Here is a 13,920-nt window from a genome sequence, read left to right as displayed (position 1 = left end):
AATCCAACATTCCCAAAGCCGGATGCCCCAACCCCTCTCTTGGCAAGAGAGGGGCTAGAAAGATTTAAGAATTTTCAATTATCGACATTGGGGTGAGTTCCTTTTAATCAAACTTTCAAATAAGCCCAGTTATCAGCTTGCTTCTTAACCAAATGAGCTAATCCAGAAGGAACGACCTGAACAAAAGAAGGTATGAAGCTTTCTGGAATATGATTTCCGTTCAAAGCTCGTTTACAAGCAATGATGGATACTTGTTCAATAGGTTTTACCAATTGCAGCAAAGACTTTACCGCAGAACCATGAAGAACCACTTCGATTTCACATTCGCCGAGATCTTCACGCATGGCTTTTAATCTGGCTGGTAGACTCTTCCACAGGTTCTCCTCACTGGTATCGACCTGAATAACTATCTGATAGATCATTTTCTAGCCAGTTCGATATCTTTTTGAAAGTATCGAGCGCCAAAGTCTGTAGCTCCTTCATATGTGGAGATGATATTTCCTTTCTTATCTAGAATGAATGTCACTGGTATGGCAGAGATAGAAAACTGAGAAGGCACCTTTCCATCAGGCTTGAAATAAGGGAAAGTGTATTTCTGCACGTTCATAAAATTAATGGAAGTATTGAATGTTCTGTCTAAAGCAACAGTCACCACAGAGATATCTCCATCTTTATTGGCATCATGAAATTTCTGTAAATCTGGCATCTCATACTTGCAAGGGCCACACCAACTTGCCCAGAAATTCAGTACCACAATTTTGCCTTCATAATCACTCAATGAAATCTTATTTCCATCCTTGTCCTCCAAGGAAAAGTCAATGGGATAATCCTCATTAACGATTGAAGATTCAATCTCATTTGGTCCTTTCTCATTAATTAAGGAAAAGGCTGTAAGACCGAGAGTCAAAAGTGTAATACCAATTACCAGGATACGTGTCATATGAATTTCTTTATCACCTAATTGTAAATATGATAAGAAACGTAGTATCTCTTATAAAGTAGGTAACATTGGTTACAGAACTATGAAAAAGTGAGTCAAAATCCTGTAACACAATCCATAAGAAATTGTAGGTACTTTGTTAAAAAACAAACCAATGCAATTTAACGTCACCTTACCTTCCAAGCTTCGTCCGCATTACCGATTAGAATTAGCTTATTATCAGCAAGCTATGTATACCAACAATTTGCATCAAGCCTGGTATCATCTGGAACGAGCCCACATTATTGGACAATCCTATCCGTACGAACACAGCTATGTACATTGGAAAATGTTGTTGTTTGGTAATCGAATCAAAAGCTTCAAGGAGATCTTAGGCCAAATTCCAAGATTGTTAGTTGGTGGAATTAAATCATTCGTTGGTCATATTCCTGTTGGTAATACGGGTGGCGCAAATGTCCCGCCTCTCCGACCTATGGAAATACCGGTGGATATTCAGGAGATGTTTAGAGAAGTTAATTTGTGATTATACTTTAGGCTAGACCCAAAAGTATCGCTGCGGCGGACCGTCAATTGGTCAAGGCTGTATTCACTTCTTAACACTTATAAAAAATGAATAAGGCCATCCTTCCAAAATAGAAAATATAAATCACCTCTTTGGAGGTGAAGCGCGGAAAGGCTCGAACAATTAGCGGGCGTGCGAGGGTAATAGCGAGGAAGCATTAATTGTTCTTGACTTTTTTGGTCCGTTTTTGTGTCAAGACAAAAATGAACAATAATTCCAGCATAACAGCATCTAATACATATCATAGCTCATACTCAGTGTTAACTCCTTTCTCCAATTCAATTTCCGGCAACAAAAATCTTAAAATCGTAAACATTTTCAACTTTATTATCGTAATATTGCAATGATATAATTAATCAAATGGGAGTTACTAAGACCAATCTATTTTCTGAAACACAAAATAACATTGCTACAGCGGCTAAAGCCTTCTCGCATCCAGCCCGAGTAGCGATCATCCAGCATTTGATCAAGGCTAATGCTTGTATCAATGGTGATTTGGTTCAGGAGCTTGGTTTGGCACAAGCTACCATCAGTCAGCATTTGAGAGAGCTGAAAGACATAGGCATCATACAGGGAAACATTGAAGGATCTAGAGTGAACTATTGTATCAATCCAGAAAGATGGAAAGAGATCAAAGATCAGTTCAACCAAATCTTTGATGATTTTGAAAGTAAAGCAGCTTGCTGCTAAAAAAAATTGACTTAAATAATCGCAATATTGCAATAAACCATAGAGACATGAACACTGAACAAGAATTAAAAGACGTGGTGAAAGAGAAATATGCTCGAATTGCCGAACAAGGAAAAGTAGAAAACGCAGCTTCTTGCTGTGGCGCCACTACTCCCTCCAACAAAGTGTACAACATCATGATGGATGACTATACAGATACTGAAGGCTATGTAGAGGATGCTGATTTAGGCCTTGGTTGTGGCTTACCCACTCAGTTTGCCCAAATTCAGAAAGGCGATGTAGTGATTGACCTGGGATCAGGAGCTGGAAACGACTGTTTTGTTGCCAGACACGAAACGGGTGCTGAAGGCAAGGTGATTGGGATCGACTTCACCCCTGCCATGATCAAGAAAGCTCGCACGAATGCCGAAAAGTTAGGCTTCCACAATGTAGAATTCCGTGAAGGAGATATCGATGACATGCCAGTAAATGACAACACTGCTGATGTGATCGTTAGCAACTGCGTTTTGAACCTTGTTCCAAATAAACCGAAAGTGATTAACGAGATCTTCCGAGTTTTGAAACCAGGTGGACACTTTAGCATTTCGGATATCGTATTGATTGGAGATTTACCAGAGGCTCTTCAAAAAGACGCTGAAATGTATGCCGGATGTGTAGCGGGAGCCATTCAGAAAGCAGATTATCTAGGAGCCATCGAAACGGCAGGTTTTAACAACATCACTATCCAAAAAGAAAAGACCATTGTAATTCCTGATGATATTCTTGGCAAATACCTTAGCGCTGAGGAAATCCAAAACTTCAACAATGGAGGAACAGGCATTTACTCAGTAACTGTCTTTGCACAAAAGCCTGGAGGAGAACCAAAAGTAGCAGAAGTAAAAGATGAAGCATGTTGCGAACCAGGATCAGGTTGTTGTTGAAATAGCCATGCTAGCTACGAAAAGGTAAACGTAGCTAGCAACAATTATCCATTTCAAAAATGAAAAAAGACATTCTGTAAGAAATGCACAAATATTGTAACACCAATATTTCTTGTCTTCCAGTAAACGTAACAATATCCTATTCCAAGTATTGTATTAAAAATCATTTGTGGTAGACTTGAGTGAACTAAACCAAAGAACAATCCTCCCAAAACAATAGCTATTACAGGCCCATTGAAAACCCTTTCGAGTTGTCTAAAAAGAATACCTCTAAAGAAAAGCTCTTCTAATAATGGAGCTATGAAAACAGGAACCATCCATATAAACTCACTAGATGATTTACTTTTTGAGAAATTTATAAAAACTGGATAAAACTTGTCGATAGTTATATTGATCCCATTGGCCACAACCCACGTTAGAAACAACAGCAAAATACAGCCAACAAACATTTTTAAAGTAACCTTTTGAAACTCAAACGGCTTTCTTTTAGTAATTAGCACCCCTCCCACAATCAATAGTATTAATTTCAATGGGTAAAAAACAAACTCCTGAGTAGCATCACTCCAGGTATAGAACACTTCATTTGACAAAAAACTGATCAGATGGCTTCCAAGAAAAAACAGCAAAACAATTAGAAGTAGTTGAATCCAAGTTTTCATTTGAGTGAGTTCCATAGTCAATCAAATTAGGCAGTAATCGTAATGTTATAACAAAGCCTCAAAACTATATAAATCCTTACTAGTCACATTTACGTATATTTGTATTGTAAATGCAACTCATTAAGCAAATAGCGCACCTTTTCATGGCACTACTCCTGGTAGTATCGACTATGGGCGTGACCATGCACAAGCACTATTGCATGGGTCGTGTTCAGGATGTAGCATATTTTCAGGAGAGTAAAAGCTGTGCTGACTTACTTGGAATGGACGAAGAGGTGTGCCCTCCAAATTGTTGTAAGGATACGCATGAGGAGTTTAAAGTGGATGATCTATCTGCTACTGCTTTCGCGTTTGATCTGGGTACAGATTTTCACCTGCTACATGCGTTTACTTATGTACTGTTAGACTTCAATGCTCTGACAGCTCCCACACATCAGGTAGCTTACCAAAACTACAAACCCCCTCTGATTGAGCAGGACATACCAGTTCTGATTCAGTCATTTCTTCTATAAATCTTTCAATGAAGTTCATTGAGGCAATTGCTATTGCCTGTCCGAATTTTTCATTTAAAGATTAATCATGTTTACACTTAGATATTTTATCATACTATTCTTTGGTATGCTAGCCCAGTTCGCTGTAGCGCAAACCATCTCAGGCATGGTCGCTGATCAGAACCACGAACCGCTAATTGGGGCAACCGTACTGGAAGAGAACACCCAAAATGGAGTCATCACTAATGTGGAGGGCAAGTTTAGCCTGACACTTCAAAATGCTCAATCGAATATTATCATCTCTTACACGGGATTTGAACCCAAAATCATTAAGCCTTCGGGTAACTCACCACTTCACGTGATGTTGGACGAGTCAGAAGAAGCCTTAAATGAAGTGGTAGTGACTGGTTCATCCACTTTTATGGACAAGTTAGAAGCCAAACATGTAGAGATCATCTCGGCAGGAGAACTGACCAAAGCTGCCTGCTGTAACTTGTCTGAAAGTTTTGAGACCAATGCTTCTGTTGACGTCTCTTTCACGGATGCAGTGAGTGGTGCAAAGACCATTCGTATGCTTGGCTTAGACGGCCGATATGTACAAATTAATAGAGAAAATGTACCACATGTCCGCGGATTGATTGGGCGATATGGACTTGGATATGTTCCCGGAACCTGGGTACAATCCATTGATGTAGGAAAAGGTGCCGGAACAGTCGTCAACGGATATGAATCGATGACTGGCCAGCTGAATGTAGAACTTAAAAAGCCAGAGAACAGTGAAAAATTGTATCTCAATGGGTATGTCAATTCTTTTGGAAGAGTGGAAATGAATGCCAACCACGCCACCAACTTGAATGATAAATGGAGCACCGCGTTTCTTCTCCATTCAAACTATTTAGGGACTGAAATAGATGGCAATGATGATGGATTTATGGATTTACCTAAATCCCGACAAATCAACTTCATGAACCGATACAAATACACAGGAGAACGCATCATGTCTCAAATCGGTGTGCAGGTAATGCGTGATGAAAAAGCTGGTGGTCAATTAGGATATGATTTCGGTGAAGACTTCAAAACCTCGCCAGAATATGGCTTTATGAATCAAACCACCAGAGTGGAGGTATTTGGTAAAACCGGCATTCTGTTTCCTAGCAAACCTTACCAGGGATTTGGATTCATTTATTCCGGAGCTTACACAGACATTGATGCCGGATTTGGACGAGATGCTTATTTTGGCAAAGAGAAAACACTCTATGGTAATGCCATTTACCAAAACATCATCGGCAACACCTTTCACCAATACAAAACTGGCGCAAGCATACTTTACGATGATTTTGATGAAGTATATGCTGATTCAGCGTTTATCAGAACGGAGATTGTTCCCGGGGCATTTTTTGAATATTCGTACTTACCAGGAGACAAGTTTAGTTTGATCGTAGGTGGACGTGTGGACTTTCACAATTTGTATGGAACCTTTGTTACTCCAAGACTTCATACACGCTACCAGATTTCTGACAATACAGCTATTAGATTGGCGATTGGACGTGGGTATCGAGTTGGTAATCCTGTGATTGAGAACATCAACACATTGGTTTCCAATAGACAACTTGTGGTGACAGAAGATCTGGATCCAGAAATCTCCTGGAATATGGGCGGTAGTATCACCACCACTTTGCAAGTAGGCGGTAAGAAAATCGATCTTATTGGTGATTACTTCTACACCACTTTCCAGAATCAATTGATTTACGATATGGATCAGAATTCAAACCGGGTAATGATTTACAATCTGAATGGTAACTCTTATGCTCATAGCTTCCAGATTGAAGCCAAATATCAGCTCAATGAATTCTTTGGATTCAAAACAGCTTACAAGTATTATGATGTCCGAACGACCATCAACGGAACTTTGAGAAACATCCCATATATCTCAAAAGACCGTTTATTCCTAAACGCATCTTATGCGACCAAATATGACAAATGGAAAGCAGATGCCACCTTGCAGTGGTTTGGTACGAAAAGATTGCCAAATACTTCTGACAAACCATCAGCATTCCAGGTAGCGTCAAGCACTCCGGACTACTTCCTGCTAAACGCACAAATGAGCAGAGGATTTAGATGGGGTAGCATCTACCTAGGGTCAGAAAATTTATTGAATTACAAACAAGACAATCCAATCATAGACTCACAAAACCCTTTTGGCAATGATTTTGATGCCTCCATAGTATGGGCACCAGTTGCCGGAAGAATGATCTATGCCGGATTTAGATACACTATTGACAGAAAATAAATTTAGCACTATGAAATATCAAGTAATAACAACACTCAGCCTGCTGTTCATCAGCCTGGCAGTATTTGCTCAAAAAGAGGCAGTGAAAGTTGAAAACGGATACAAAGTAGAAATCAAAACTTCAGCAGTTTGCGAAATGTGCAAAGAAGCGATAGAGAGTGATTTGGTTTTCGAAAAAGGCGTAAAGGATGTCAATCTGGATGTTGATACCAAAATATTGACAGTAGTCTACAACGATAAGAAGACCACTCCTGAAACCATTAGAAAACGTGTTGCTAAAGTCGGATACAATGCCGATGATATCAAAAGAGATGCAAAAGCATATGAAAATCTTCCGTTCTGCTGCAAAGACGGAGCACACGGAGATGGACATCATTAAGAGTATTGGTCGTGAGCATACTCACGACCATCTTTTTTTATGCCTTACAGTATCTATCCGAACTTAAATTGAACATAACAAACAATGAAAACTATTTTAACACTCGCATTAGCAGCTACTTTACTAGCATGCTCTAGCCCGAAACAAGAATCTTCAACTGCTGAAGCGACAGCCGAAACAGTTACTGTAGAACAAAAAGCAGACTTATCCGCCTCAGTAGATGCTTACATGTCATTGAAAGACGCTTTTGTAGCAACAGATGCAGCTAAAGCTAAAGACGCAGCAGCAACACTTTCAACAGAATTGAAAAAAGCTGGGTTTGAAAGTTTAGTTGCTAGCTCTGATAAAATCGCTGGCAGTGAGGACATCAAAGTGCAGCGTGCAGCCTTCTATGAGCTGACTACAGCTTTCATTCCTGAAGTGAAAAAAGCTGAGTTAACTAGCAAAGTATATGTACAATACTGCCCTATGGCGTTTGACAATACTGGAGCTAACTGGCTAAGTAAATCTTCCGAGATTAGAAATCCATACTTCGGCGATATGATGCTGAAATGTGGTAAAGTAGAGGAAGAGATTTAAGCTTTTAAGGCGGTTAACCACCATGTTAACCGCCTATGTAAATACATACAGTTCATCAAACAACTAATCACCATTGATGGTAGTTATTAAGTAACTATTGACAATCAACAACAGCTTTTTAGATGACTTTTTATGAAAAATGGGCTGAAGCGGCATACACTTCTACAGGATTTTTTTGGATGGCTCTTTGGGCTTTTATTCTTGGGTATGCGGTAAGCAGCTTAATTCAGGTCTTTGTCAGCGAAGACAAGATGAAAAACCTAATGGGAGATGGTAGTTTGAAGAGCATGTCCATGGCTTCCTTTTTTGGTTTCATCAGTAGCTCTTGCAGCTTTTCGGCTTTAGCTACTACCAAAACACTCTTTCAAAAAGGAGCCAGTTTCATCGCTTCTATTGGTTTCTTATTAGCTTCTACCAACCTGGTGATTGAGCTAGGAATTGTGATCTCTATATTCCTGGGGTGGCAGTTCATCGTTGGTGAATACGCAGGAGGTGTTCTACTTATCCTAATCTCATGGCTGATGGTATTCTTAATCAAGCCGAATGGTCTTATTCAAAAAGCGAAAGACAACCTCAATCAACTCACAGGTAATTCAGAACACGACGAACATCATAATCACCAGGAGCATGACCATCACGAGATGAACCATAGCCACCATGATCATCAAGGCAGCAAATGGGATATGGTCGGTCACAAATACATCATGGAGTGGAACATGGTTTGGAAGGATGTCACCATTGGTTTCACTATCGCCGGGTTAATAGCGGCCTTCGTGCCACAAAGCTTTTTTCAGACCTTATTTATCAATACCGGAGGAGATGGGGATTACTCCTTTTTCACTCTTTTAGAACATGTAGTGGTAGGCCCTTTGGTTGCATTCATTACTTTCATTGGATCGATGGGAAATATCCCTCTGGCTGCACTGTTATATGACAATGGAGTAAGTTTTGCTGGCGTGATGGCGTTTATTTTTAGCGATCTGGTGGTATTCCCAGTCCTTAGAATCAATGCCAAATACTATGGCTGGAAGATGTCACTATTCATTATATTCCTACTTTTTTCAGCATTGGTGGGAACTTCCCTAATCCTGCATTATGGGTTAGATCTATTCTCAGCATTACCGCAAGGAGCCGAAAACAGTATTACAGAGCAAGAACATTTCCAATGGAACTACACCACTTTTATGAACTTTGGATTCCTCATCCTTTCAGGGTTCTTATTCTATAAGGCAAAAACTAGCAAACACGCTGGCCATCACCATGAAATGGCTCCAAAGAGTCCCATTATGGAAAAAGTATTGAAGGTACTGGCCTTTGCTTCCTATGCCTGGTTAGCTGTTGGTTTGGTGTTGAAATTCTTAATATTGTAGCTAAATCAGAATGCATAATTGAGCACTCCCCAACTAGGCCTTAAAGAAAACTGGAAGCAATTCACCATACTGGTGATTGTCAATGCATTTGTTGGAGGCATGGTGGGAATGGAGCGCACCATACTTCCAGACTTAGCAGCAAGCAATTTCGGAATCGACGGTAAAAGCGCTATCCTCTCGTTCATCGTGTCCTTTGGCCTCTCGAAAGCCATCACCAATTATTACACAGGAGCTTTTGCCAATCGAACAGGAAGACGAAATCTCTTAATTATTGGGTGGATCATTGCATTACCCATACCCTTTATGATTATCCATGCAGAAAGCTGGTGGTGGATAGTCGTTGCTAACATTCTTTTGGGAATCAATCAGGGACTAACCTGGTCCAGCACAGTCATTATGAAAATCGATCTTGTTGGCCCAAAGAATCGAGGACTAGCCATGGGAATCAATGAATCTGCTGGATACCTGGCTGTTGGTGGAGTGGCGTTTCTTAGTGGTTGGATAGCAAGCGAATATGGACTGATCCCCTACCCGTTCTACATCGGCATTGCATTGAGTATTCTGGGACTTATAAGCTCTATTTTTCTAGTAAAAGACACCAGACTACATGTAAAACAAGAAACTGATGAATCAAATCAATTGACTAAACCTAAATCCTTTTGGGAGGTTTCGTTCAAAGACCCAAACCTTGGCAGCATTTCACAGGCAGGAATGGTGAACAACCTCAATGATGGAATGATCTGGGGGCTATTGCCTCTTCTGTTATCCTCGCTAGGTTTCAAGCTAGAGCAGACAGCCCTATTAGTAGCCATCTATCCTTCTGTATGGGGAGTTAGTCAATTGATTACCGGAAAACTAGCAGACCTTTATTCTAAAAAAGTACTACTTGCTCTGGGAATGCTTTTTCAGGGACTCGCCATTATCCTTTTAACCTACTCAACACACTTCTGGCAGATCGCTTCGATTGGTGTGCTGTTAGGAATTGGAACTGCCATTGTTTACCCTACTTTCTTAGCGGCCATTGCAGATTATACCTCACCTACCGAACGTCCTAAAAGTATCGGTATCTTTAGGCTCTGGAGAGATGGAGGTTATGCCATAGGGGCATTAGCTTCAGGAATTATCGGAGATCTTTTGGGGTTGAATGCAGCCATTCTTTCCATTGGACTGGTGACTATTTTTTCAGCAATCATCATACAAATACGAATGACTAATAAATGACATTAACTAATACAATTATCAATGGAAGAATACAAAACTTACATTTTTGAGCGCTCCAAGAAAAAAGCTCGAAAACGACTGGTATACAATGGCACAATCATACTGGCAATTCTTGTAATTCTCTATTTAACCCTTGTGGGCGTACTAGGAATTGGTGTAACAATTATTGGGGCCATTTCTTTAATAGTCACATTGCTAAAAATGAAAAATTATGATGATAAGTATATGGGTATCACCGCTTATGGAGACAGAGGAGCTCAATTCATCATTACCGAAAATAGTTTTAAGCTAGGAGACTCAATACTGCCTTTTAAAGAATTGGAAGGATTAACAATATACGTAGATGAATACGCCGGAATGTCCAGAGAAGTATATGGAATTCATCATGGAGGAAACAATGAAATCAAGTTCAGTCATAAAGGACAGCCGTATCAATTAAACTATATCATAAATAATAAAGCTGATTTTCAACGAGTTGAAAAACTTGTTGAGAAAATAGAAGAGACCTATCAGTAATATGAAATTGACATCAAAAGCATTCTTTATTTGTTTGACTTGTACTTTAGCTTACTGTTCGCAACCAGAAAACAGAGAATCAGCTTCCATTAAACCAGTTCTGACAGAAATCGCTACTCCACATCAGGTAGGAGCTAATCTCCCCTATCTGACAATAGATAAAAATGGTGATTTGCTTCATTCCTGGGTGGAGAAAACAAGTGACACTACTATTTTGAAATTCGCTACTTTCAGCAATGATCAATGGTCTACTCCAGTTGAAATTGCTCAAGGAGATGATTGGTTTGTCAACTGGGCAGATTACCCGATGATTGCAGCAACCCAACAAGGACGAATGGCTCATTTCTTAGCCAAAAGTGCATCAGGAACTTACTCTTATGATGTCAACCTGCTTACTCAAAAGAAAAGTGATTGGTCAAAAAGCTTCATTCCCCATACCGATGGTACACCAACAGAACATGGCTTTGTAACTATGCTCCCTTTGACTGATAGTACTTTTCAAGTTGCCTGGCTCGACGGTAGAAATACTGGAGGAGATAGTCATGACAATCATGGACATGGTGCTGGAGCAATGACACTGAGAACGGCTGTAATTGGCTTAGATGGTACCATTTCCGAGGAGTTTGAACTAGACAACAGAACATGTGATTGCTGCCAAACTGGAGGAGCAATAACTTCTAAAGGTCCTGTCTTCGTTTATAGAGACCGCTCTGAACTAGAAATAAGGGATATCTACGTAACTCGTAAAGTAAATGGCGAGTGGTCTTATCCTTCTCCAATAGCTCAGGATAATTGGAACATCGCTGGATGCCCCGTAAACGGTCCTCGAGCTGACGCTATAGATAATGTGTTAGGAGTTGCCTGGTTTACGGCCGCAAAAGGTCAACCTCAGGTGAAAGTAATTTTCTCAAATGACGCAGGTGAAAATTTTGGTCAATCCATAACGCTCGATCAGTCCATGCCACTTGGTCGTGTGGACTTAGTGATGCTAAACAAGCAATCAGCTATGGTAAGTTGGCTAACTCAGAACAATGGAGAGACCATCATCAAAGCACAAAAGGTCTTCACCAATGGAAGCACCGAAGCCCCAGTTGTCATTAGTAAAACAAGTGAGTCGAGAGGTAGTGGTTTCCCTCAAATGGCCAAAGTGAATCAAGAGGTCTTTTTTGCCTGGACTTCATTAGCTAGTGACAGCACCAACATTAAAATGGCTAAAATCACATTATAATTTTCATGTGTCATCTCGACGAAGAAGAGATCTGCTTTGCTTTGCTCTTTATAAAACAGAAGTCTCCTTCGTCGACACGACAGAAAGGTAGGATTAGTTATCCTTCTCCTTGTCTTTAGACTTTTCTTTGCTCTTGTCCTTAGACTTATTCTTGTTTTTATCTTTATCCAAATCTACCTCACGAATGACCGGGTATTCTTGTTCGTGAATAACTTCTTCAATTATTGGTTGTTCCATTATAACTGGATATTCCTGCTCTACAACGATTTCCTCCTCAACAATTTCAGGCGTTCCTGGTCGTACAGGCACCTCTGGAACTAACGGTTGCTCCACAACAACAGGAAATTCTTGCTCTTTGATAACTTCCACCTCATCCGGAACTTCAATTATCATTGGCATTGACTCTTTAAGAGATTGTTGTTCGAGTTCCTTGGCACGTTGCAATTCTGCCTTTTCATGCTGTAGCTCAGCCTTTTCCCTTTGAAGGTCAGCTGCTTCTCTATGAAGAGATTCTTCAGCTACTTTTCTTTCCAATTCCGCAAGTTGCTGTGCTCTCGCTGCCTCTATACGTTGCTTTTCGACTTCAGTCATTTCAGCGCGAGCCAATAAGGCCTGTTTTTCAGCAGCCTCTCTTTCAGCTTCCGCAAGACTCCTACTCTGTTCAATTCTCACCTGCGAAAAAGAATAGTTATTGATAAACTTAACTGGATCGACTGGCTTACCATTCTCCATTACTTCATAGTGTAAATGAGGAGCAGTTGATTTCCCTGAACTTCCCATTTCAGCTATTTTTTGACCTTTTTTGACCTGATCACCAACCTTAACTAACTGCTCAGAAAGCTGTGCATATTTGGTTTTGTAGGTGTCATCATGCTTAATCACAATGAACTTACCATATCCATTTGGTTGATTCTCTACTTCAACCACTTCTCCATCTCCAGCAGCAATTATGGATGTCCCGGTTTTTCCTGCAATATCGATCCCACGATGCATTTGACGTTCCTTATCAATTGGATGCGTACGCATTCCAAACGTTGAAGACACCTTGATTTTTCCTTCATCTGTGGACACCGGGAATATCGAAGGTTTCTCTCCTCGCAAGTCCTCCGAAAACACCTTAACCTTGGTCGGCAATTCTATCAAAGGCTTGACACTGGATTTCATTTTAAATGAAAACAATACCACCAACCCAAATAACATTGGGAATAAAAGTGTCAAACTCATTAAGGACACTTTGCTAGATTTATTTCGATTCATCATCTGTATTCTTCTTTTAATTGTTGAAAAATTGAAGAAGCTAACTGGGCCCGAAAAACCGCCTCCAGCCAAGCTCACCAAAGACATTTGGTAGGCAATTCTGGATTGAGGAGTGCTTGTTACAGCAGCATCCACCTGGTATTCGTGTACCTCGATCAAACACTTCCTCAGTAAATAAATGAAAGGGTTGAACCAAAGAAGAACAATCATGAAATCGACCAACATGCGATCATAAGAATGACCAAACCGTACATGTTGTAGTTCGTGAGCCATGACCAATTCCATTTCCGGAGTTTCCTCTACCTGCTGAGGGATAAACACGGATTTGAAAAAAGAAAACGGCTGGGCAAAAGGTGTTCTGAACACTTCAATTGCTCCAATTTTGTTAATTAATTGATGTCCATATTTGAATTTTCTGATCTTGTTAAAATTTGATAGAAAGCGCTGAGTCAAAAGCAATACTCCTAGTCCATAGAGCATCAGCAGCATAAGTGTCCAATTGATCTCGAAAGAGGGTTTAACCTCCTCCATCACCTGAATTGGCTCAGCAATTAGTTTTGTCCCGATCATGTTCACCAATTCTTCATTGGCTTGATAAACCGGTTTGTCCTCCACATGTACCAATGGCAGTAAAAACCCGATTGAAAGGGCTCCAATCAAGAACGCTCGATTAAACCCGTAGAAGGTCAACCGACGAAGAAAAATCATGTAGAACATGACCATCACCGCTTGAAAGCTGGCCACTTTGATTAAGTATATCATCCAATCAGACATCCTGGTACTCGTTTTAGACTTCTTTGTTTTAATTCTTTTTTAAT

General features: G+C 40.2%; 15 protein-coding genes. 11 read left to right on the top strand and 4 right to left on the bottom strand.

All coding sequences use genetic code 11. The features are described from left to right. Window positions 1-107: 107 nt before the first annotated feature. Complete coding sequence (locus NXS00_RS10860) at window positions 108-422, bottom strand: DsrE family protein (RefSeq protein WP_258099217.1); 315 nt, start codon at window positions 420-422, stop codon at window positions 108-110. Beyond that, window positions 419-940 carry a TlpA disulfide reductase family protein gene (locus NXS00_RS10855; protein WP_258099216.1) on the bottom strand — a complete coding sequence of 174 codons (522 nt, stop codon included), beginning with the start codon at window positions 938-940 and terminating at the stop codon, window positions 419-421. Before NXS00_RS10855 ends, NXS00_RS10860 begins: the two co-directional genes overlap by 4 nt. A gap of 154 nt (window positions 941-1,094) precedes the next feature. Here NXS00_RS10855 and NXS00_RS10850 point away from each other — a divergent pair, with 154 nt between their 5' ends. The 3 genes from NXS00_RS10850 to NXS00_RS10840 all read left to right on the top strand — a co-directional run bounded on the left by NXS00_RS10850 (window position 1,095) and on the right by NXS00_RS10840 (window position 3,112). Then, complete coding sequence (locus NXS00_RS10850) at window positions 1,095-1,463, top strand: DUF3703 domain-containing protein (protein WP_258099215.1); 369 nt, start codon at window positions 1,095-1,097, stop codon at window positions 1,461-1,463. Between the two features lie 399 nt (window positions 1,464-1,862). Further along, window positions 1,863-2,192: an ArsR/SmtB family transcription factor gene (locus tag NXS00_RS10845; protein WP_258099214.1), complete on the top strand. Its 330-nt coding sequence runs from the start codon at window positions 1,863-1,865 to the stop codon at window positions 2,190-2,192. 47 nt (window positions 2,193-2,239) lie between these two features. Next, window positions 2,240-3,112, top strand: a complete 873-nt coding sequence (locus NXS00_RS10840; RefSeq protein ID WP_258099213.1) for an arsenite methyltransferase — start codon at window positions 2,240-2,242, stop codon at window positions 3,110-3,112. Window positions 3,113-3,165: 53 nt separating this feature from the next. Here NXS00_RS10840 and NXS00_RS10835 read toward each other — a convergent pair whose 3' ends face one another. Further along, a complete protein-coding gene (locus NXS00_RS10835; protein WP_258099212.1) occupies window positions 3,166-3,786 on the bottom strand; it encodes a CPBP family intramembrane glutamic endopeptidase in 621 nt (206 codons plus the stop codon). A gap of 95 nt (window positions 3,787-3,881) precedes the next feature. Here NXS00_RS10835 and NXS00_RS10830 point away from each other — a divergent pair, with 95 nt between their 5' ends. From NXS00_RS10830 to NXS00_RS10795, 8 genes are all read left to right on the top strand, one after another. Next, complete coding sequence (locus tag NXS00_RS10830; protein ID WP_444701301.1) at window positions 3,882-4,283, top strand: HYC_CC_PP family protein; 402 nt, start codon at window positions 3,882-3,884, stop codon at window positions 4,281-4,283. Between the two features lie 67 nt (window positions 4,284-4,350). After that, a complete protein-coding gene (locus NXS00_RS10825; RefSeq protein ID WP_258099210.1) occupies window positions 4,351-6,552 on the top strand; it encodes a TonB-dependent receptor plug domain-containing protein in 2,202 nt (733 codons plus the stop codon). A 10-nt stretch (window positions 6,553-6,562) separates the two neighbouring features. Beyond that, on the top strand, window positions 6,563-6,931 hold the full coding sequence (locus NXS00_RS10820) for a heavy-metal-associated domain-containing protein (RefSeq protein WP_258099209.1): 369 nt from the start codon (window positions 6,563-6,565) through the stop codon (window positions 6,929-6,931). Window positions 6,932-7,015: 84 nt separating this feature from the next. Beyond that, entirely contained in the window at window positions 7,016-7,510 is a 495-nt protein-coding gene (locus NXS00_RS10815; RefSeq protein ID WP_258099208.1) for a DUF3347 domain-containing protein, read from the top strand. 122 nt (window positions 7,511-7,632) lie between these two features. Next, window positions 7,633-8,880, top strand: a complete 1,248-nt coding sequence (locus NXS00_RS10810) for a permease (RefSeq protein ID WP_258099207.1) — start codon at window positions 7,633-7,635, stop codon at window positions 8,878-8,880. An 18-nt stretch (window positions 8,881-8,898) separates the two neighbouring features. Beyond that, the gene (locus NXS00_RS10805; RefSeq protein WP_258099206.1) at window positions 8,899-10,101 is read left to right on the top strand and encodes an MFS transporter; all 1,203 of its coding nucleotides are present in this window, start codon (window positions 8,899-8,901) and stop codon (window positions 10,099-10,101) included. Window positions 10,102-10,122: 21 nt separating this feature from the next. Further along, a complete protein-coding gene (locus NXS00_RS10800; RefSeq protein WP_258099205.1) occupies window positions 10,123-10,617 on the top strand; it encodes a hypothetical protein in 495 nt (164 codons plus the stop codon). Between the two features lies 1 nt (window position 10,618). Next, window positions 10,619-11,845, top strand: coding sequence for a hypothetical protein (locus tag NXS00_RS10795; protein WP_258099204.1), 1,227 nt, complete (start codon window positions 10,619-10,621; stop codon window positions 11,843-11,845). Between the two features lie 93 nt (window positions 11,846-11,938). Here NXS00_RS10795 and NXS00_RS10790 read toward each other — a convergent pair whose 3' ends face one another. Further along, on the bottom strand, window positions 11,939-13,864 hold the full coding sequence (locus NXS00_RS10790) for a peptidoglycan DD-metalloendopeptidase family protein (RefSeq protein WP_258099203.1): 1,926 nt from the start codon (window positions 13,862-13,864) through the stop codon (window positions 11,939-11,941). Between the last annotated feature and the right edge of the window lie 56 nt (window positions 13,865-13,920).

Origin of the sequence: Marinoscillum pacificum, assembly GCF_024714495.1 — a bacterium.
GTDB classification, from domain to species: Bacteria; Bacteroidota; Bacteroidia; order Cytophagales; family Cyclobacteriaceae; genus Marinoscillum; species Marinoscillum pacificum.
Note: the sequence above shows the minus strand (reverse complement) of the source record. Positions and strands in the feature narration are given on the sequence as shown.